Origin of the sequence: Olsenella sp. An188, assembly GCF_002160255.1 — a bacterium.
Lineage (GTDB): Bacteria > Actinomycetota > Coriobacteriia > Coriobacteriales > Atopobiaceae > Thermophilibacter > Thermophilibacter avistercoris.
In genome coordinates, this window is sequence record NZ_NFKF01000003.1 from 269,133 (window position 1) to 288,762 (window position 19,630).

At 61.0% G+C, this 19,630-nt stretch carries 15 protein-coding genes; 12 read left to right on the forward strand and 3 right to left on the reverse strand.

Features of this window, described 5'->3' with window-relative positions; genetic code table 11:
• Positions 1–74 precede the first annotated feature (74 nt).
• The 3 genes from ygfK to xdh all read left to right on the forward strand — a co-directional run bounded on the left by ygfK (position 75) and on the right by xdh (position 6,116).
• On the forward strand, positions 75–3,071 hold the full coding sequence (gene ygfK, locus B5F23_RS05325; protein ID WP_087352505.1) for a putative selenate reductase subunit YgfK: 2,997 nt from the start codon (positions 75–77) through the stop codon (positions 3,069–3,071).
• Positions 3,072–3,138: 67 nt separating this feature from the next.
• The gene (locus B5F23_RS05330) at positions 3,139–3,351 is read left to right on the forward strand and encodes a 4Fe-4S binding protein (RefSeq protein ID WP_087352513.1); all 213 of its coding nucleotides are present in this window, start codon (positions 3,139–3,141) and stop codon (positions 3,349–3,351) included.
• An 11-nt stretch (positions 3,352–3,362) separates the two neighbouring features.
• Complete coding sequence (gene xdh / locus B5F23_RS05335) at positions 3,363–6,116, forward strand: selenium-dependent xanthine dehydrogenase (RefSeq protein WP_087352515.1); 2,754 nt, start codon at positions 3,363–3,365, stop codon at positions 6,114–6,116.
• A 133-nt stretch (positions 6,117–6,249) separates the two neighbouring features.
• Here the strand turns inward: xdh and B5F23_RS05340 are convergent, their stop codons facing one another.
• Positions 6,250–6,753: a hypothetical protein gene (locus tag B5F23_RS05340; protein ID WP_087352517.1), complete on the reverse strand. Its 504-nt coding sequence runs from the start codon at positions 6,751–6,753 to the stop codon at positions 6,250–6,252.
• Positions 6,754–6,921: 168 nt separating this feature from the next.
• Positions 6,922–7,791, reverse strand: coding sequence for a tetratricopeptide repeat protein (locus B5F23_RS05345; RefSeq protein ID WP_087352519.1), 870 nt, complete (start codon positions 7,789–7,791; stop codon positions 6,922–6,924).
• Positions 7,792–7,897: 106 nt separating this feature from the next.
• Here B5F23_RS05345 and B5F23_RS09950 point away from each other — a divergent pair, with 106 nt between their 5' ends.
• From B5F23_RS09950 to B5F23_RS05380, 6 genes are all read left to right on the forward strand, one after another.
• Entirely contained in the window at positions 7,898–8,752 is an 855-nt protein-coding gene (locus B5F23_RS09950) for a hypothetical protein (protein WP_241145805.1), read from the forward strand.
• 2 nt (positions 8,753–8,754) lie between these two features.
• Positions 8,755–9,552 carry a hypothetical protein gene (locus B5F23_RS05360; RefSeq protein ID WP_087352520.1) on the forward strand — a complete coding sequence of 266 codons (798 nt, stop codon included), beginning with the start codon at positions 8,755–8,757 and terminating at the stop codon, positions 9,550–9,552.
• Between the two features lie 401 nt (positions 9,553–9,953).
• Positions 9,954–11,384 carry an alanine/glycine:cation symporter family protein gene (locus tag B5F23_RS05365; protein ID WP_206392282.1) on the forward strand — a complete coding sequence of 477 codons (1,431 nt, stop codon included), beginning with the start codon at positions 9,954–9,956 and terminating at the stop codon, positions 11,382–11,384.
• 151 nt (positions 11,385–11,535) lie between these two features.
• The gene (locus B5F23_RS05370) at positions 11,536–11,820 is read left to right on the forward strand and encodes a type II toxin-antitoxin system RelB/DinJ family antitoxin (RefSeq protein WP_087352522.1); all 285 of its coding nucleotides are present in this window, start codon (positions 11,536–11,538) and stop codon (positions 11,818–11,820) included.
• 3 nt (positions 11,821–11,823) lie between these two features.
• Positions 11,824–12,102 carry a type II toxin-antitoxin system YafQ family toxin gene (locus B5F23_RS05375; RefSeq protein ID WP_087352524.1) on the forward strand — a complete coding sequence of 93 codons (279 nt, stop codon included), beginning with the start codon at positions 11,824–11,826 and terminating at the stop codon, positions 12,100–12,102.
• A gap of 34 nt (positions 12,103–12,136) precedes the next feature.
• Positions 12,137–15,805, forward strand: coding sequence for an ATP-binding protein (locus B5F23_RS05380; RefSeq protein WP_087352573.1), 3,669 nt, complete (start codon positions 12,137–12,139; stop codon positions 15,803–15,805).
• A gap of 69 nt (positions 15,806–15,874) precedes the next feature.
• Here B5F23_RS05380 and B5F23_RS05385 read toward each other — a convergent pair whose 3' ends face one another.
• Entirely contained in the window at positions 15,875–16,444 is a 570-nt protein-coding gene (locus tag B5F23_RS05385) for an HNH endonuclease (RefSeq protein ID WP_206392284.1), read from the reverse strand.
• Positions 16,445–16,919: 475 nt separating this feature from the next.
• Between B5F23_RS05385 and B5F23_RS10080 the strand changes: the two genes are divergently transcribed.
• The 3 genes from B5F23_RS10080 to B5F23_RS05400 form a co-directional block, all read left to right on the forward strand.
• Positions 16,920–17,036 carry a ribbon-helix-helix protein, CopG family gene (locus B5F23_RS10080; protein ID WP_446723479.1) on the forward strand — a complete coding sequence of 39 codons (117 nt, stop codon included), beginning with the start codon at positions 16,920–16,922 and terminating at the stop codon, positions 17,034–17,036.
• 32 nt (positions 17,037–17,068) lie between these two features.
• The gene (locus B5F23_RS05395) at positions 17,069–19,156 is read left to right on the forward strand and encodes a type I restriction-modification system subunit M (protein ID WP_206392286.1); all 2,088 of its coding nucleotides are present in this window, start codon (positions 17,069–17,071) and stop codon (positions 19,154–19,156) included.
• A gap of 1 nt (position 19,157) precedes the next feature.
• The coding region (locus B5F23_RS05400) for a restriction endonuclease subunit S (RefSeq protein WP_143786362.1) at positions 19,158–19,630 on the forward strand (473 nt) is incomplete at its 3' end.

A 19,630-nucleotide genomic window follows, 5' to 3' on the forward strand; every position in this document is an offset into this window, starting at 1 on the left:
GCGCGGTCTCGCCGGCGGATTCAAAACGACCGAAAAGGGGGCAGCCCCCCTTTGGGTCACGGAGAGGAGCAGTAATGAGCGACGTCATGAGGCCGATGCCGTTTGCGCAGGTCATGGACTGGATCCTGACCGAGCACGAGACCCAGGGGTCGATCTTCGGGGTGCGCAAGGCCTACGTCCACGAGGGCGGCGCCGAGTCCATCTTCGACGAGCGCATCGAGACGCCCTTCGGCCCGGCCGCCGGCCCCAACACGCAGCTCGCACAGAACATCATCGCCTCCTACGTGGCGGGCTCGCGCTTCTTCGAGCTCAAGACCGTCCAGATCATGGACGGCGAGGAGCTCTCCGCCTGCGTGAACAAGCCCTGCATCGTGGCCGAGGACGAGTGCTACAACTGCGAGTGGTCCACCGAGCTCACCGTGCCGCAGGCCTTTGCCGAGTACGTCAAGGGCTGGTGGGCCTGCAAGCTCCTCGCGCGCGAGTATGGCCTGGGCGACCCTGACGGCTTCGTCTTCAACATGAGCGTGGGCTACAGCCTCGAGGGCATCAAGAGCCCCAAGGTCGACGCCTACATCGAGGGCATGAAGGACGCCTCCGGCAGCGACGTCTGGGCCGAGTGCCGCGACTGGGCGCTCGCCAACCTCGACCGCTTCCAGAACGTCGACGCCGACTTCGTCAACTCCGTCTCGCCGCGCGTCTCCAACTCGGTGACCGAGTCCACCCTCCACGGCTGCCCGCCCGACGAGATCGAGCGCATCGCCACCTACCTCATCACCGAGAAGGGCGTGAACACCTACATCAAGTGCAACCCCACGCTGCTCGGCTACGACTTCGCGCGCGAGCGCCTCAACGAGCTCGGCTTTGACTACATCGTCTTCGACGACACGCACTTCCGCGAGGACCTGCAGTGGGCGGACGCCGTTCCGATGTTCGAGCGTCTGATCGAGCTCACCGCCGAGAAGGGCCTCGCGTTTGGCGTCAAGCTCACCAACACCTTCCCGGTGGACGTGACGCGCGGCGAGCTGCCGAGCGAGGAGATGTACATGTCCGGGCGCTCGCTCTTCCCGCTCACGATCGAGCTCGCCCGCCGCATCGCCTCGCAGTTCGACGGCCGCCTGCGCATCTCCTACTCCGGCGGCGCCGACGCGCGCAACATCCGCGAGCTCTACGCCGCGGGCATCTGGCCCATCACGATGGCGACCAACGTCCTCAAGCCGGGCGGCTACGAGCGCTTCAGCCAGATCGCCGGGCTTCTCGCCGGCGCCGAGCGCGTCGACAACGTGGACGTGGACGCCGTGACCGAGCTCGCGGCCCGCACCGCCTCCGGCGCGGACTACCGCAAGCCCATCAAGCCGGCCAAGCCGCACAAGATCGACGCCGAGCTTCCGCTCATGAGCTGCTTCACGGCGCCCTGCCGCAGCGGCTGCCCCATCAGCCAGGACATCCCGGCCTACCTCTCCCGCGTGGACGAGGGCAAGCTCGCGGAGGCGCTGGGCATCATCGTCGAGAAGAACGCGCTGCCGCACATCACCGGCAACCTCTGCCCGCACCCCTGCGGCGCCAAATGCGAGCGCAGCTTCTACGAGCCCGAGGGCGCTCGCATCCGCGAGTCCAAGCTCGCCGCCGCGCGAGGGGGCTTCGACGAGGTCGTGCGCGGGCTGCGCGCCGCCGGCCCGGGCCGCCTGGCCAGCGTGGCCGACAAGAACGTCGCCGTGGTCGGCGGCGGCCCCGCCGGCCTGGCGTGCGCGTTCTTCCTCACGCGCGCCGGCGCCAAGGTGACGATCTTCGAGCGCACCGACGCCCTCGGCGGCATCGCGCGCCACGTCATCCCCGAGTTCCGCATCTCCCACGAGGACATCGACCGCGACGTGGCGCTGTGCCTCGCCTTTGGCGCGCAGGTCGAGATGGGCGTCGAGGTGACGAGCGCCGAGGAGCTCCTCGCGCGCGGCTTCACGGACGTCGTGGTGGCCACCGGCGCGTGGGCGCCCGGCCAGGTGGGCCTCAAGATGGGCGAGGAGATCGACGTCCTCGAGTTCCTCGAGGCCGCCAAGTCCGGCGATCCGCTCGAGCTCGGCACCGACGTCGTGATCGTGGGCGCCGGCAACACCGCCATGGACGCCGCGCGCGTGGCCAAGCGCGCCGACGGCGTTAAGAACGTGCGGATCGTCTACCGCCGCACCGTGCGCGAGATGCCGGCCGACGAGGAGGAGCTGCAGCTGGCCCTGGCAGAGGGCGTGGAGCTCTGCGAGCTTCTCGCCCCGATTGGCGCGGCCGACGGCGTGCTCACCTGCGAGCGCATGCGCCTCGGCGAGCCCGACGAGTCCGGCCGTCGCCGCCCGGAGGGGACCGGCGAGACCTGCGAGGTCCCGGCTACGGCTGTGATCTGTGCCGTGGGCGAGAAGATCGAGACCACCCTGTACGAGCGCGCCGGCGTCCAGGTCGACCGCCGCGGCCGCCCGGCCGGGACGTCCACGGGCGTGCCGCACGTCTGGGCCGCCGGAGACTGCCGCCGCGGGCCGGCCACCTTCGTGGAGGCCATCGCCGACGCGCAGGCCGTTGCCCGCGACCTCGCCGGCGTCGACTTCAGCGCCGGTGCCGAGAAGAACGTGCGCGCCGACAAGCTCGACGCCATCATGGCCCGCAAGGGCGACGTCTGCCTGGACGTGGCCGGCTGCACCACGAGCCGCTGCCTGGGCTGCGCCACCGTGTGCGAGGTCTGCTGCGACGTCTGCCCCAACCGCGCCAACGTGGCGGTCAAGGTGCCGGGCCTCGCGCAGCAGCAGGTCGTCCACGTGGACGGCATGTGCAACGAGTGCGGCAACTGCGCGGTGTTCTGCCCGTGGAGCGGCCGCCCGTACAAGGACAAGCTCACGCTCTTCTGGAGCGCCGAGGACATGGACGCGAGCGAGAACCGCGGCTTCCTGCCGCAGGGCGACGGGACGTTCCGCGTGCGCCTCGCCTCCGGCGAGGGCACCTACGACGTGGACGACGCCGCGTGCGGCCTGCCCGAGGACGTGCGCCTCACCATCCGTGCCGTCCGCGACGACTACGGCTACCTGCTGGCCAAGTAATTCCGCGCGACCCGCGGGCCGAGGTCCTTCTCGCCCGCGGGTCGCGTCAAGCAACGAGGGGAGAGACATGGACGACGAGACCAGGCGCATCTGGGTCGCCGACGAGGGCTGCATAGGCTGCCGTCTCTGCGAGCGCGCATGCCCCGCGGGTGCCATGCGCGTTGAGGACAAGCAGGCGCGCATCGACTACGCGCTGTGCATCGCGTGCGGCATGTGCGCGACCAAGTGCCGCAAGGGCGTCATCCACGACACGCTGGGCATCTACGCCCCGGCGCAGTAGGGGGGGAGACCATGGCAGCCAACGCCGAGTACCGCTTCACCGTCAACGGCGAGGAGCAGGTCGTCACATGCGACAAGCCGCTCCTGCGCTACCTGCGCGACGACCTCAGGCTCACGTCCGTCAAGGACGGCTGCTCCGAGGGCGCCTGCGGCACGTGCACCGTGCTCGTGGACGGCCGTGCCACCAAGGCGTGCGTCCTCACCACGCGCCTGGCCGCCGGCCGCGACGTCGTGACCGTGGAGGGGCTGTCGCACGAGGTCCAGGAGGCCTTCGTCTACGCGTTCGGCGCCGTGGGCGCCGTGCAGTGCGGCTTCTGCATCCCCGGCATGGTCATGGCCGGCGCCGCCCTTGTCGCCCGCGTCCCCGACCCCACGGAGGACCAGGTCAAGGTGGCCATCCGCGGCAACGTCTGCCGCTGCACCGGCTACAAGAAGATCATCGAGGGCATCCTGCTCGCCGCGGCCATCCTGCGGGGCGAGAAGAGCATCGACCCGGAGCTCGAGCGCGGCGACGACTACGGCGTGGGCAAGCGCGCCTTCCGCGTGGACGTGCGCCGCAAGGTGCTCGGCTTTGGCAAGTACCCCGACGACATCGACGAGCGCGACTTCCCCGACCTCGCCTACGCGAGCGCCGTGCGCTCGAAGCACCCGCGCGCCCGCGTGGTCAAGATCGACGCCGAGAAAGCCCGCTCCATGCCGGGCGTGCTCGCCGTGCTCACGGCCGCCGACGTGCCGGTGAACGCCGTGGGCCACCTGCTCTACGACTGGGACGTCATGACCGCGGAGGGCGACGTCACGCACTGCGTGGGCGACGCGATCGCGCTCGTGGTGGCCGAGGACGCCGCCACGCTCGAGAAGGCCAAGAGGGCCGTGAAGGTGGAGTACGAGGTGCTCGAGCCGGTGCGCTCGATCGAGGAGGCCCGCGCAGAGGATGCGCCCGTGCTCCACAAGCCCTACCTCGCCTTCGGCAACTGGGTCACGCCCGAGAACAACATCTGCCAGCAGCGCCACGTGGTCCGCGGCGACGCGGACGCCGCGCTCGCGGGCGCCGCGCACAAGGTGACGCGCACCTTCAAGACGCCGTTCACCGAGCACGCGTTCCTCGAGCCGGAGTGCGCCGTGGCCTTCCCGTACAAGGACGGCGTGAAGGTCTGCTCATCGGACCAGGGCGCCTACGACTCCCGCAAGGAGATCGCCCACATGCTCGGCTGGGACGCCACGCCGGAGCGCGTGGTCGTGGAGACCATGCTGGTGGGCGGCGGCTTCGGCGGCAAGGAGGACGTCTCGGTGCAGCACCTGGCCGCGCTCGCCGCGCTCGCCGTGGACCGCCCGGTCAAGGTGCGCCTCACGCGCCAGGAGTCCATCAACTTCCACCCCAAGCGCCACTACATGGAGGGCACCTTCACGCTCGGCTGCGACGAGGACGGCACCTTCGTGGGCCTGGACTGCGAGATCAACTTCGACACCGGCGCCTACGCGAGCCTGTGCGGCCCGGTCCTGGAGCGCGCCTGCACGCACTCCGTGGGCCCGTACTGCTACCAGAACACCGACATCCGCGGCTTCGGCTGGTACACCAACAACCCGCCCGCCGGCGCGTTCCGCGGCTTCGGCGTGTGCCAGAGCGAGTTTGCGCTCGAGAGCCTCATCGACCTTCTCGCCGACGAGGTGGGCATCTCGCCGTGGGAGATCCGCTACCGCAACGCCATCGAGCCGGGCAAGGTCCTGCCCAACGGCCAGATCGCCGACCGCTCCACGGCGCTCAAGGAGACGCTGCTCGCGGTGCGCGACGTCTACGAGGCGCACCCCGGCCACGCCGGCATCGCGTGCGCCATGAAGAACTCCGGCGTGGGCGTGGGCCTGCCCGACGCCGGTCGCTGCAAGATCCGCGTGGAGGACGGCCGCGCGGTGGTCTACTCCGCCACCTCCGACATCGGCCAGGGCTGCAACACGGTCTTCCTGCAGGACGTGGCCGAGGCCACGGGGCTGCCCCTGTCGTGCATCGCCAACGGCGAGTGCTCCACCGAGAACGCGCCCGACTCCGGCACCACCTCCGGCTCGCGCCAGACGCTCATCACCGGCGAGGCCGTGCGCGGCGCGGCGTTTCTGCTGCGCGACGCCATGCTCGCGGTGGAGGAGGGGACCGAGACCGGCTCCGAGCCGGTGGTCGCGCACGGCGACGGCTTTGTGGTCGAGTACGCCGACGGCACGCCCTACGTGGGGCCGGGCGCGGGCTACCACGCTCAGGACCCGGCCGCCGCGCTGAGGGCGCTCGAGGGCCGCGAGTTCTCCTACGAGTACCTCGAGAAGACCGACAAGCTCGGCGCGGACGTCCCCAACCCCAAGAGTCACGTGGCCTACGGCTACGCCACGCACGTGGTGATCCTGGACGACGACGGCCGCGTGACTGAGGTCCACGCCGCGCACGACTCGGGCAAGGTCGTGAACCCCATCGCCATCCAGGGCCAGATCGAGGGCGGCGTGCTCATGGGCATGGGCTACGCGCTCACCGAGCGCTTCGACCTCGAGGACTGCGTGCCGCAGGTGAAGTTCGGCACGCTGGGCCTCTTCAGGGCGACGGACATCCCGGACATCCACGCGATCTACGTCGAGAAGGACGAGCTTTTGGACGTGGCGTACGGCGGCAAGGGCATCGGCGAGATCGCCACGATCCCGACGGCGCCCGCGGTGCAGAACGCTTACCGCGCGCTCACCGGCGAGCTGCAGACCGAGCTCCCGCTCAGGCACTCGTACTACGCGCGCGGGTAGGTCCCGCGACTCGGGCGTCCCCGCGCAGGGCGCCCACCTGACATACCCCTGATCGTCCCGCTCCTGACGATCACCCCTTGCTTGGGGCCCGCCGGCTTGCCATGCCCGGCGGGCCCTTTGCGCTTGAGGGCCACTATCGAGTCGCCGCTACCGTCCGGCGCGCTCTCAAGAGCGATTCTGCCGACCCCATTGCCCGCACCACCGCGCGCACGGCGGGCCCCGCCACGAAGAGCTGCCAGAGCAGCGCCATGGGGAAGTTGAGTGCGACGGTCTGGAGCCACGTGGCTACGAGCTCGCCCGCGGGCGGCTGCTTGAAGGCGAGCGTCGCGACCAGGCTCATCATGGGGCACATGGTCCAGCAGGTGAAGGCTCCGCGCAGGATGGTGACGAGCACCTGCGGGCAGCGGTCCGCGTCGAGCAGCCGCCCGACCAGGTGCGCCGCGACCCTGCCGCCGACGAGTGACTCGAGCGCGATGACGGCGGCCATGAGCGGCACGATGTCGGCGAGCGGCGCGACGAAGAGCTCGGTCCTGAGGCCGCCCGCGAGGAGCGCCCGGTTGTAGAGCTCTATGCCGTAGACCATGACAAAGGCCATGAGGATCGAGAAGGCAATGCGCTGGGTGCGGGTTCTGGGCATGGCTTTCCCCTCTGCCCAGCCCTCTTGGGTGCGTCGTCGCGCCGCGGAAGGGCAACTGGACTTATGCCTTCCGCAGCGCGTTGCAGCGTCCCATGGTAGCGCGCCGGATGGAGTGGGGCGTCAAATCTTCACAGAGAGGGGAGGCACAGCCAAGGCTCGCTGTGTGCCCTAGAACAAGACTCCCCCATCTGTCTCAACCATCGCGCGCGCCACGTCCTGCCCCGCGATGGCCTCGTCGAGGCGCCTTTGGTAGTACGTCATCCCGTTCACGGTTATGTCTATCCTGAGACCAATCTCTGCCTGCTGATAGAGGCTGAGCGCGCGAAGCGGGTCCCTCTCGATACCCTGTTTCCAGGCGCTGGGGTGTACGAGGAGCTTGGCTATCCGCACGGCAGGCTGCGCGGTTTCGACAATTCCGTCGGCAAGCTCGAGGCTGCGCTCCCAGAGCGCCTTCGCCTTGGGGAGATCTCTCTGGCCCGTGATGCAGCGACTGTACATGTCACCCAGCTTGTACACCGCCTCGCACGAGGGCGCAAGAGCGACGGCGAGCGCATAGCAGCGATATGCCCTTTCGAGGTCCTTCTCGCCGATGCGGCCGTACTCGTAGATGTAGCCAAGGTTGACGATGGACTGGTAGCAGCCGTGCTCCATGGCCATCTCGTAGAGCTTCGCCGCCTTGGCGTAGTCCTGCTCCACGAACTCGCCCATGTAGTACAGTGCCCCGAGGTCGTTCATGCAAGCGGCGCTTCCGGCGCTGATCCCGAGCTTGTACCCAAGCACGAGAAGCTCGGCTATGCCGTCGTTGAACGGAGCAAGCTTACGGATGCGCTCGCCGTTCTCGGCGACGAAGCGCGCGAAGTTATTTCCCCCGGACGAGAAGGCAACCTTTCCCAGCTCCTTGAGCAGCTCGTTGGCGTTGTCGATCTCCGCTTCGTCGTGATAGTCCAGATTTGTCTCATGGAACGTGACGTCTATCCCGCTGAGCTCGGCAATACGTTCGATGTCCTCGCGCGAGACGTTGAAGGTGCTGTTCTCCATGTTGACTCCCTTCGTCTGGGTGACTGCACCGTAAGCGTATTCGGTTGACCGGACAACAATTGTTGTCCGGTCGGTAGGGTAGGTTTGGGTAAAGGCAGGATCGAGGATGGGGGCAGAGATGGGTCTGGATGCGACGGTTCGATGTAGGTGCTTTGAAGAGGGGAGGCTCAGGCCTGGCCCGATCCCTCTTGATGACGTGTACGTAGACGAGGAGGGGTATCTCTCCTCGCGCAAGCTTGACGCGGCACGCGCCAGGTTCACCTATCGCCAGTTCCTGGCGCGCTACGGCGATCTCCAGAGAGAGTTTGAGAAATGGGCTGATTCCTGCTGCGAGCACGAGGGCGGAGAGTACTGCTCTGAGCGGGTGAGCAACTGGAGTGGGTGCGGGGAGTTTGAGGAGCTTGTGGAGGAAGCTGGCGGTGAAGCCGAGTTCCCACTTCTCAGCACGCTCCTCCCGGATGCGAACGGGGGCGCATACCCTGCCGAGAAGGCTGCGGCAACCCTGGCCGAGCTCGATCGATTCGTCGAGAAGCTCACCGATGTCGACGAGTGGGTGCTTCGAGACGAGGAGTTCGGCAAGAAGATCTGGACCTCTACTTCCGGCGGGTCCTTTCCCTGGATGATGGGTCCGTTCGACCGTGTGAGCATGGTCGGTGGGAAGGTCAGCTTCTGGCATGCGGGATACGAGCCGGTGGAGACCACGCACTTCAGGCAGATTCCGTTTGGCGAGAAGGGCGCCGATGGCTGCCGGCGCATGCGAATCGTCTGTCTCGACACGGGGAGAACCACGGTGACCTTTGACTCCATCGGTCCGGAGGGCGCCCCGAAGACCGAGCGGGAGTTTCTCGTCACCTCTGAGAAAGCCCCGTTCCTCTACGAGGGAAAGTACGGAACGGCCGAGCGAATCAGGAGGCTGCTCGTTGCCTCGGTTGAGACGGGAAACCCGATAAGGTGGTGCTGACGATGCGCAATGTTGTTCCGGATGCCGGGTCGGTCGAGATTCCTCTTCTCGGTTATGAAGACAGGGGTGCCCTGAACCGCCTGACGGCATATGGCCGTGCGGAACTCCAGGATGACTCCCGCAGGTGTGGCTGCTTTCGGTGTGGGAGCACGTTTCTCGCGGGGGAGATTGTTGACTGGATGCCCGAGGAGGACGGGGAGGATACCGCCCTGTGTCCGTACTGCGGATGTGACACGGTGATCTATGACACGGATCGGTATCCCCTGTCCACGGCACTGCTTGCCGAGCTCTACATGGACTGGTTCTCCTCGGAGTTCAAGGAACGGAAGAAAGCCGCCACGTATGCGCCTTCGTTCTCCGACTATGACGACTACCTGAGGCGTGGAGTTCCGTTCCTGATGGAGCATCGGGCGACGCAGGAGATCGTGGGCGAGGTCGACCTGTTTCGTATTGATGCGCCTGGAAACGCAACGGGCTTCATGCACGAGGACAGAGACGCATGGTTCGCGCAAGAGCTGGCGGACGGCGAGCCCGGTGGCATGGCGGACATTGTGGTCCACGGATTCGAGCGCGCGTTTGTCGACGGGGGCGAGAAGATTCAAGTTAGCTGTTACTTCGAGTTCATCGACGAGCATGGGCGTCGTCTGCCCTATGAGCTCTGGAGTCCGGACCAAGAGCGCCGCGTGTGCGAGCTGTCGACGAGGTATGGGTCACGGCTGAAGGGCCTCATTCTCGGCCCGGACGACCGCAGAATGCGGCTTGTTGTCGGGTGTGCTCCGGATAGGCTCAGCATCCAGTGATCAATCCGTGGCTTCCGACTGCGTGTGCTATGGGGCTGGTCGCAAGGGCGCGCACGTAGTTGAGGTAGGGCACGCTGGGACAGGAGATTGCTCCATTCATTGGGGTGTTCGTATCAAGAGCGTAGACGAGAGACCGGACAGTTATTAGATCTGGATGGTCGAGACTCGTAGACTTTACCGTCAAATTTTTACCGCCAATGGCGGTAAAAGACATGCGGCAAGCGCACAGACAGGATTATTCTTCCAAGAATAATCCTGCGCCCGAGAAGAACATGTCGCTGGTAGATGAGTTGGTCGAGGCACGATAATCAGCATTGCCGTCACGGGGCGGAAACACGGGCCATGTACAGTAGGCACTTCAACAGTCCGAGCCGCCCGCGCCCCAAGACGAGAGGTGCCTCATGTTCGAAAGCTTCATGTCCGCCGTTGCCGCGCTGAACACCAACGTTCTGTGGGGCGTCCCCATGGTCGTGCTGATGCTGGGAACCGGCGTGTTCCTGCTCTTCATTACCCGCGGCGTCGTGTTCACGCGCTTCAACGTGGTCATGCGCTACACCACCAAGACGCTCTTCCAGCGCCCCGACCCGTCGGAGGCGGGGGAGGGCACCATCTCGCCCTTCCAGGCGGTGTGCACCGCGCTCGCGGCCACGCTCGGCACCGGCAACATCGTGGGCGTGGCGCTTGCGGTGGCCACGGGCGGCCCGGGGTCGATCTTCTGGCTGTGGCTCTCCGCGCTGGCAGGCATGGTCATCAAGTTCTGTGAGGTCACGCTGTCGGTGGCATACCGCACGCGCAACGAGCGCGGCGAGATCGTGGGCGGTCCCATGTACTACATCTCCCGCGGCCTGGGGGTCGGCTGGCTCGCGGCGCTGTTCGCCGTCTTCGGCTTCCTCGCGTCGTTCGGCATCGGGGCGAGCGTGCAGGCCAACTCGCTCGCCGGCAGCGTGAACGCGACCTTTGGGGTGCCGCTGCCCGTCATCGGCGTCGTCGTGGCGCTGCTCGCGGGTCTTGTCCTTATCGGCGGTATTACCCGCATCGCGCAGATTACCGAGAGGCTCGTGCCCCTCGCGGCGGTGTTCTACCTTCTCGGCGCCGCGGCGGTGCTCGTGGTCAACGCCGCTGAGATCCCCGCAGCGATCGCCCAGATCTTCCGCGACGCCTTTACGGGCACGGCCGCCACGGGCGGCTTTTTGGGCGCCACGGTCATGTACGCGTGCCGCGTTGGCATGTCGCGCGGCGTGTTCACGCACGAGGCGGGCATGGGCTCGGCGCCTATCGCGCACGCTTCCGCCGACACCGACCACCCCGCCCGCCAGGGCCTGTGGGGCACGTTCGAGGTGTTCTTCGACAGCATCGTCATGTGCACGGTCACGGGCCTCGTGATCCTCACCTCGGGGCTGTGGCACGCCGACCCTATGATGTCCGAGGGAGCCATGAGCTCGGCGGCCTTTGGGCAGAGCATCCCCGGCGGACAGTACGTTGTGACTGTGGGCCTCATGCTCTTTGCGTTTGCCACGCTCATCGCGTGGTACTACTACGGCGAGAAGTGCGTCGAGTACCTCTTCCGCAAGAGCTGCGCCCAGCGCGTGGCGGTGCGCGTCTACCAGGTCGCCTACGTCGCCATGGTGTTCGCGGGCTGCGTGACCAACCTCGACGTGGTCTGGGAGTTCGCCGACTGCTTCAACGGCCTCATGGCGATCCCGAACCTCATTGCGCTGATCGCGCTCTCGCCCGTGATCCGCCGGCTTGCGGCGGACTTCTTCCGCGATCCCGACCGCCGACGCCCGCGCGACACGGACTACAGCGGGATGCTGTCGTTCAGGGACAAGTAGCGAGTAGAGGCCAATTCGAGATAGTCGCCAATAACCTAGCGAATAAGTCGCAGACAAATCGTCTTGGATACGCATGGTCTGTGTGGTTCAGACGTCTAGCTTTTGGGTATACAATGTACGACAAAGTAGGACGTTGTATTAAGGAGTAGTCATGGTCACCGCAGCTGCGACCGAGTCCATCTCTGCGAAGCTTCGCAAGGACGAGAAGGACCGCTTCTCCATGATCTGCGATGAGATTGGCACCTCTCCGAGCAACGCAATTCGCATGTTCGTGTCTGCGTTCAACCGTCGCGGGGGCTTCCCGTTTGATCCGTCCAATCCGTACGGGTTTAGCCAAGAGACGCTTGCGGCTATGGATGATGCGGTGACTGGCAGGAACCTCTCCGGCCCCTATCACACCGTCAAGGAGGCAATGGCGGCGCTCGACGAGGAGTAGGCCATGCTGGAGCTGAGGTTCACTGCCAAGTTCAAGAAGGACTACAAGCGCGTGAAGCGGCAGGGCAAGGATCTCTCAAAGCTCGAGCGGACTCTCGAGACGCTTGTTCGAGGAGAAGCGCTCCCCGATGCGATGCGCGACCATTCGCTCGGCGGGACATACCGCGGTCACCGCGAGTGCCACATCGAGCCTGACTGGTTGCTCATCTATCGTGTGGACGAGGAGGGGCTTGTGCTCGTTGCTACGCGTACGGGAAGCCATAGCGAGTTGTTGGGATTGTAGCTCTTTTGTCGAACATGAATCTGAGAGGATATGCATGTTGAGACAGCACACAGTTGAGAACGAGCTGAAGCAGCTCGAAGGTGGAGCGTTTCAAAAACTTGCTGAGGCATATGTTTACCGCAAGCTTCACCTTCAGTCCTTGGCTACTCTTGGATCGCAGCCTGGAACAAATAAAGTGACAGAGGGCATTCCCGATGCACACAGTCTTACAGACTGCGATGCGATTCTCATTGCATTTACTACTGCTCAGCACGGGTATTTCAGAAAACTCGAGAAAGACATTAAAGACTGTCTTTCGTCTCAAGTTCCTAATGGCTACACCAAGAGAATCATTTGCTGTCATCTTGCGTGGAGGCTATCTCCAGAACAAGAAGGCAAGCTTCGTGCGCTTGATTCTCGAATCGAATTGATTGGCCCAAAGACAATCGCATTGGATTTGGCGAACAAGTATCACGATCTTGCCGCGGAATTTCTGCATGTCCGTATGGGAGTCGACGCAATTATTACTCCTGATGAATGGATAAGGCGAGAAGAGAGGAAAGGCTATGCGACCCCACAATCGGGAGAGTTGCGTCACAGAGCCAAAGAACTGGAAGAACTCAGAGATGCTCTTGAACGAGTCCAAATTGTTGTAATTTACGGTCCTTCTGGATGCGGCAAAACGAGGTTGGCTCTTGAGCTTGTTAACCGCTATGCGCAAGACAAACGAGTTGCATCATATGTTTTATCGAAAGTGAGAGGGACTGGTGTTGCGGAGGATGTAAACGAGTTCCTTTCAGAGGGTGATGCCGTTCTCTTGGTTGATGACGCGCAGCAATCGGACGGACTCGACGAGCTTCTTGAGGTAATTTTGAAGAACGAAGGTCTTCGAGCTGTGCTTACCGTGCGGGACTACGCGCGTAAGTCACTGCTGACTGCCCTACGTCGTTCAGCAAAACTCGAAGAATACCCTCTACAACCGCTAGACAATCAGGCTGTAGAAGAGTTGGTGAAGGATAATTTCGGAATTATCAACCATTACTTCCTTGAGAAGATCGGGAAGGTTGCTCGCGGCAACTTAAGGCTTGCGATAATGGCGGCATTGTGCGCGGAAAGGGATGGTTATTCTGGCATTGAGAGTGCTCATGCTGTAATGGACCTCTTCTACAAGGGCCTTATTGATGAGCTTGATCAAGACGACTTGATGTTGCTGTCATATCTGAGCGTATATTCTCCGTGCGACTTCAGAGAGGGAGATCCAGCTTATAAGAGCTTGCTAGCAGAGGGAATGCCGCTGTCCGAAATGAAACGTAGGGCGAGGAAGCTCCATGACCGTAATATTCTCGATGTATTAGAGAGCCCTGAAAGAGTTATTGCGGTTAAGTTCGAGCAGCTGAATCTCCAAGACTACTGCACTTATAAGGCCATTTTTGAAGAGCACGTCATAGACCTTTATGAGTTTATTTCAATGTTTGTCCTTAGTGATAGACAGAGGGTTGTCAGAGTTCTTAACGTGCTCATCGCTATATTCGGAGACGACGAGACCATTTCAAAAATCAAATCTGACTGTAAAAGAGTTTGGATGAACTCCGGCTCCTATAGTATTACAGAGCGCCGTGAAATTATGGATGTGCTCCATCCCCTCATACCAGATGACGCTTACTGTTTCGCGTGCAATGAGATTAGAGGGATGCCGTCCTCATACGTTCCGATATCGGAGCAAGGAGATTATGGAAGACAGGCGACCGGTGAGATTCCAGTAAGCCTTGCCATTCTCTGTGAGCTGATGGACTCAAAACACTATCCCGATGCGATTTCTGTCCTACTTGATGGCATACAGAAAGGATGCTTCAAAATAGGGGATTACAAGTCTGTCATTGAGGAGTCTCTCGCAATAACTATGCACTCCGCAGAGACTGGGTTTCTGCGCGAGCGCAGGTTCCTCAATGAGCTGAGCCTGAGGATGAACAAAGAGTCTGACTCTCGAAACTTGCAGTATTTTGGCCTAAAGCTTTGCGAGCAATACCTGGCCTTTTCCCACGTATCGACTGAAGCTGAGGAAGGGGGAGCGATTCGTTTTCTTACCATCAGAATGCCGGAAACGGAAGACGCTCTTGAGCTTAGAAGCAGCGCAGTAGCATTCCTCTGCAGCTTGCTAGAGCTGTCAAGTTATCAATCCGATGCGGCTCGGGCTCTTTGCCCGCATGTCGGGATAGTCGAAAAAGAACCGGTCAAGGAGGATGTCCGCTTCTTTCTGGAGAATGGTATTCGGTCGTTTGTATCGCATATTCCGGCAGGATTTGTGCCCACTTCTAGGGATGAGCTAGAACTCGTTTACCATTGCTCTCTTGCTTGTGAGGCGCTTTCGCTGCAAGAGCAAGAGACGATGTCGAACCTTCTACCCTTGGCGTATTCCGACCACGAGAAGTTGATGGAAAGCTTTGATCCAGATGAGGGAGAAATACTCTCTGCAGTTAACGGCTGGAGTTCCCAGAGGTATAAGGATGTACTCAAGATCAACCAAGAGATGTGGGGAAAAGGAGAGGTAGACCCATACAGTGCTGGCTCTCTTGTTGACAGGGTCTTTATTGCTCTGCTTTCAGAGGATAGGCCTGACATTAGCCTCGAAGGTATTTTCGATTATTTCTGCAATCTTTATAATGCTGACCAGCAGATATCTCTTGGTTCTAGGATTATCGAGAGGCTCGGTCAGAGAATCGGATGGCGTCTACTTCTCGATACGGCGATTTCTCATGGGCTTGCGGCTTTATCCGTCGCTGGAATTGAGATGGCGCCGGCTGATATCGCGTCAAATAACGATATAGATTTCCTTCTATTTATGGCGGAATCTGAGCAGGTCTTGATGCGTATAGATGGAGTTATGGGCATCGAATCAAAGACTTCCGGCTTTGCAAGCAGATACTGTAGAACAGTCAAGCCATCTTTACTCCAGAAACCCGGATACGCGCATCTATTCTTTTTGCCCCTCTCCAACTCAAGAGAGCCGATTGCCGATCTTGACGCGTGCTTCGGGGCTGATTTGAACGATTTGCTCGAGATATACGCAGGCAATATCCAGAATCCTCATTTCGACTACTCAGGTGCAGTGTTTAGATACCTCGATGAGCGAGGAGCGGATCCAATCGGGCGCCTATTTCAGTTGCTGGAGGCTACTGACGATTATGACTTGCGTCGAGCTATTATTCGTCGACTAGGGCTGGCATCAAGCCTGAGCAATCCGATGAGAAGAATGCGCGAAGTTGTTCACCGTCTCGCCGATGTTGCTAAGTATCCAACCAGTGCCGTTTACTTTCTACTTGTTCACAACGGCTATCTTGCCGGTGAGTTCGATGTTTCATCTTTTGTATTTGAAGAACTGAGAATCGGGTTGGAGAAGGGCAACATTCCAAAACATTACAGTAGGGTTCTTTCAGACATCCCGATTATGAGCCGGGTGGAACCATATGTTGCGCTGCTGAGCAGCGATTCAGCTGGCAAACTACTTGACGTCCTTCCATTTGGTTCGTCCTCTTATGCTGGTTCGATTGAGCAAGGATTTGCGCCAGCTATTCGTAAGGAGATTGAAATTATTGAAACGATTTCGAATTTGCTTCCACATAATGGTCGCTTCAGGTATCACAGGGAAGTATTGAGCGATATTATCCGCAGAAAAGAGCGGGAAATCGATGAAGAGAGGTGGCGGAGCTTCCACGAGACGCTTTAATCAAGTGTGTCCTGGAGAGATGAGCATGGTTGAGCGTTATATCTCCGTCCGAATGTCGGCCCTGCACGCTCACGCACACCGCTCGAAGACGCAGTCGTTGTAGTAGTGGATAAAGTCGAGGCTTGGCCAGGTCGACTCGTCGCTGCCCGGCAGGGCGATCTTCCTCCCGTCGAAGGGGTAGAGCCACTGGTCGCTCGTGGGCGTGTGCGACACGTGCGAGGAGACCACGACGCGGTAGCGGTCGTCGAGCGTGATGAGGCCGCGGTCGAAGGCGCGGTCGTGAAGCGCGTTGAGCAGAAGGCCGTTCGACGACATGAGTCGCTCGCTCGGCGTGGCCGCCGCCCACGGCTTGATGTGGCTTGCCGTGAGCAGGGCGGGAATGTCGATGCCCGTGAGACAGCAGGCGCTACCGTAGTTGGCAAGGAGCACGCTGCGGAAGTAGTCCTGGTTGACGCGCGTGCGAACCTGCTCGACGCGCTCCAGCCCGAGCTGCTGTGGCTGGCTAGGGCGAGAAGAGTCTGAGGCCTCAATCTCTCCGTCGCAGGAGATTCGAATCCCGATTTGCTCGAGCTCCCACATCGCCTCGGACATGGTTGCGTCCGGGTCGGCGAGGTACTCGCTTATGACCTGTCTGTCCATTCCGGCGGCGTTGGTGAAGCCGAGACCGGTCCGGTTTGGGTCGCATGCCTTGAGGTTGGCGATCTTGAAGCAAACGGTAGACTCCGTGCGCCCGATCTCTCCGGCAAGAAGCTAGATCTCGGCGTCGCTGTCGTCCCAGTTCTTCCTGGGAAGAGGAGGGCACAGATAGAAGGCGAGCGCCATGAAGGTCTCTTGACGTGACCAGTTCCTGTGGGACATCGTCATCAGAAAACCTAGCAACCGAATTGGACGGCCTTTTATTCGGCTAATCGTGCTTTACGTCCGGACGCACAAACTAAATCTCTGGTCTGGACTACAACTTCTTAAGTATTTTCTAGCTACGTTATAGCTATAATATAGCTATAACGTAGCTAGAAAGGTATTCCTGATGGTGTCGAATAATTCAAACAAACATCTATTGATTGATGATCATTCGTACATATTGAATGAATCGCGAGTCGTATCTCAGGTCTCGATGAAGCGTAATGAGAAGGAACGGTTTAGAAGACTTGCCAAGAATCATGGGCTGAGCTTATCGGCATTTTTGAGGCTGGCAGCAAATGACTACATAGAACGAAACGACTGGGAATAGTCTGAGACTTCTCGATGGGAAGGAACATCAACATGGCTGATATCCATTGGTCTGAAGAAACTGAAGATATTACCTATGAGGCAAATAAAATCTGGGCAAATGCCAATGTGTTGCGCGGAACATATTTGCCCGATAAGTACGGTGATGTGATTATTCCTATGACGGTGTTAAGGCGTCTCGAATGCGCTTTAGAGTCAACCAAAGAAAGAGTTCTCATCGAGTATGATGGCGACCCAAATCGTCCTCCAAGAGCACTGCGTCGTGATGCGGGCCTTCAGTTCTATTGCACAAGTAGATTCACGCTTGCAGAGCTGCTAAACGATGTAGACAATTTGGAAGCTAATCTCTATGCATACCTCGATGGATTCTCGGATAACGTTCAGGATATCTTTGCAGGCTTGAGTCTTCGCGATCACATTAAACGCATGGCAGAGCACAATTGCCTGCTCCCCATCGTGCAGAACTTTGCGACTATGGACTTGTATCCAAGTAACTTCGACAGCTCACGTATGGGTGGCATCTTCGAGAACCTTGTAGGGCGCTTCTACTCCAACGTGGACGCTGGTCAGTATTACACCCCACGCGACATTGTGCGCACTATGGTCGCGCTCGGCCTTGCTGAGGGTGCCGAGGACACGTATGACGCCGGCAAGGTCATTACCGTCTACGACGGAGCGGCGGGCACAGCCGGCATGCTCACCGCCGCCGAGAACTACATCAGGCGATACAACCCTGCCGCGATTGTAAAGTGTTACGGGCAGGAGGTCATGCCGCAGACGTACGCCGTGGGGCTAGCGGAGATGCTCATCCGAAACCAGGACTCGTCCAACTTCCGTCAGGCGAACACATTGATGGAAGACTGCTGGCCGAACATGTCGGTGCGCTTCGTGTTCATGAACCCGCCGTTCGGGACCGAGTGGGGTGGCAAGGGTGCGTCCGATCCGAATCAGGAGAAATACGTCACGGGCGAGGACGCCGGCCACAGTCAGCGGCACCGCTGGCCAGCTGGCCTCCCGAAGAAGAACGATTCTCAGCTACTCTTCCTGCAGGCGGCAGTCAACAAGCTCACAGACGACGGGCGTGCTGTAATCGTTGAGAACGGCTCGCCACTCTTCAACGGCGACGCCGGCTCGGGTGAGTCTGAGGTGCGCCGCTGGCTGCTCGAGGAGGATCTGCTCGAGGCGATCATCGCGCTCTCGCCGTCCTCGTTCGTCAACACCGGTATCGCGGTTTACCTGTGGGTTATCTCGAAGAACAAGCGACCTGAGCGCAAGGGCAAGGTGCAGCTCATCGACGCGACCGAGATACGGCATAGCATGCGCAAGAACCAGGGCGAGAAGCGCTACGAGCTCACGCGCGAGGATCGCGAGGAGATTGTTCGCCTCTATTCCGAGTTTGACGACACAGATCCGCGTGTTCAGATTTACGACTATCGCGAGTTCGAGTACCGAGAGTACACGGTGATGCAGCCGATGCGGCGCAACTACGCCATCACCGACGAGCGCATTGACGCTATGCTTACAGGAAAAACGTTGAGCGGCGTGTGGGACGAGGAGGCCATCTCTAAGCTGCAGGAGAAGGACGAGCTCAAGCCCTCCGAGCAGAAGAAGCTTGCGAAGCTCATGGGCGGCAGGCCTGCGTACGACGCAATTGTCGACGCACTCCGCTTCGGCGTCTCTGACGAGGTCTTCGTCGATCCCAAGGCGTTCGGCGACCATTTGCGTGAGGTCTTGAAGGACTGCGACGTGACCACAGCGGTGCGCAACAAGATCGTCGGCGCGCTCTCCGAGCGCGACGATGATGCCCCCATCCAGATGGATCGGCGCGGCGACGTGATATATGACAAGAGCACCAAGGACACCGAGCGAGTTCCCATGTTGGAGGACGTCGACGAGTACATGGAGCGCGAGGTCTACCCATACGTACCCGACGCGCACGTGACCTTCGACGAGAACCTCGCTGCGAAGAAGCCGGTTATCAAGACGGGCGTGGAGATCCCCTTCACGCGCTACTTCTACAAGTACCAGGAGCCCGAGGATCCCGAGACCATCCTGGCGGAAGTCTTGAAAATCGAGGCTGAAGCTAGCGCAACGCTTGCTACGCTCGTAGGCGGTGAATAACATGCGCGAAATGGCTGACAGCGGAATCGACTGGATTCCCGAGGTGCCCACCAGTTGGCGCGTGATGCCCTACAAGCACGTGTTCAAAGAGGTGGAGCGCCCTGCGCGAGACGGCGACGAAATCATCACGTGCTTTCGCGACGGGGAAGTCACGCTGCGTAGAAACCGGCGTGAGGACGGATTCACCGTCGCCGAGCAAGAGAGCGGGTATCAGCACATTTCGAAGGGGGATCTCGTCGTTCACGGCATGGACGGCTTTGCTGGTTCTATCGGAATATCCGACTCCGATGGCAAGGCGACGCCCGTTTTGATCGTCATGAATCCCCTACATGCTGAATGCTCAAGATACTTTATGTACCAGCTTAGGGCATATGCCAATTTGGAGGTATTCCTTGCGACCGCCACGGGCATCAGGGTGCGCTCGTGTTCTCTTAACTGGAAGAAGCTGGGCAATCTGCCAGCGCTCGTCCCGCC

Excerpts from the sequence above, each read along its gene's own strand:
- ygfK (WP_087352505.1), top strand. The coding sequence starts at position 75 with ATGAGCGACGTCATGAGGCCGATGCCGTTTGCGCAGGTCATGGACTGG.
- B5F23_RS05330 (WP_087352513.1), top strand. The coding sequence starts at position 3,139 with ATGGACGACGAGACCAGGCGCATCTGGGTCGCCGACGAGGGCTGCATA.
- xdh (WP_087352515.1), top strand. The coding sequence starts at position 3,363 with ATGGCAGCCAACGCCGAGTACCGCTTCACCGTCAACGGCGAGGAGCAG.
- B5F23_RS05340 (WP_087352517.1), bottom strand. The coding sequence starts at position 6,753 with ATGCCCAGAACCCGCACCCAGCGCATTGCCTTCTCGATCCTCATGGCC.
- B5F23_RS05345 (WP_087352519.1), bottom strand. The coding sequence starts at position 7,791 with ATGGAGAACAGCACCTTCAACGTCTCGCGCGAGGACATCGAACGTATT.
- B5F23_RS09950 (WP_241145805.1), top strand. The coding sequence starts at position 7,898 with ATGGGGGCAGAGATGGGTCTGGATGCGACGGTTCGATGTAGGTGCTTT.
- B5F23_RS05360 (WP_087352520.1), top strand. The coding sequence starts at position 8,755 with ATGCGCAATGTTGTTCCGGATGCCGGGTCGGTCGAGATTCCTCTTCTC.
- B5F23_RS05365 (WP_206392282.1), top strand. The coding sequence starts at position 9,954 with ATGTTCGAAAGCTTCATGTCCGCCGTTGCCGCGCTGAACACCAACGTT.
- B5F23_RS05370 (WP_087352522.1), top strand. The coding sequence starts at position 11,536 with ATGGTCACCGCAGCTGCGACCGAGTCCATCTCTGCGAAGCTTCGCAAG.
- B5F23_RS05375 (WP_087352524.1), top strand. The coding sequence starts at position 11,824 with ATGCTGGAGCTGAGGTTCACTGCCAAGTTCAAGAAGGACTACAAGCGC.
- B5F23_RS05380 (WP_087352573.1), top strand. The coding sequence starts at position 12,137 with ATGTTGAGACAGCACACAGTTGAGAACGAGCTGAAGCAGCTCGAAGGT.
- B5F23_RS05385 (WP_206392284.1), bottom strand. The coding sequence starts at position 16,444 with ATGGACAGACAGGTCATAAGCGAGTACCTCGCCGACCCGGACGCAACC.
- B5F23_RS10080 (WP_446723479.1), top strand. The coding sequence starts at position 16,920 with ATGAAGCGTAATGAGAAGGAACGGTTTAGAAGACTTGCCAAGAATCAT.
- B5F23_RS05395 (WP_206392286.1), top strand. The coding sequence starts at position 17,069 with ATGGCTGATATCCATTGGTCTGAAGAAACTGAAGATATTACCTATGAG.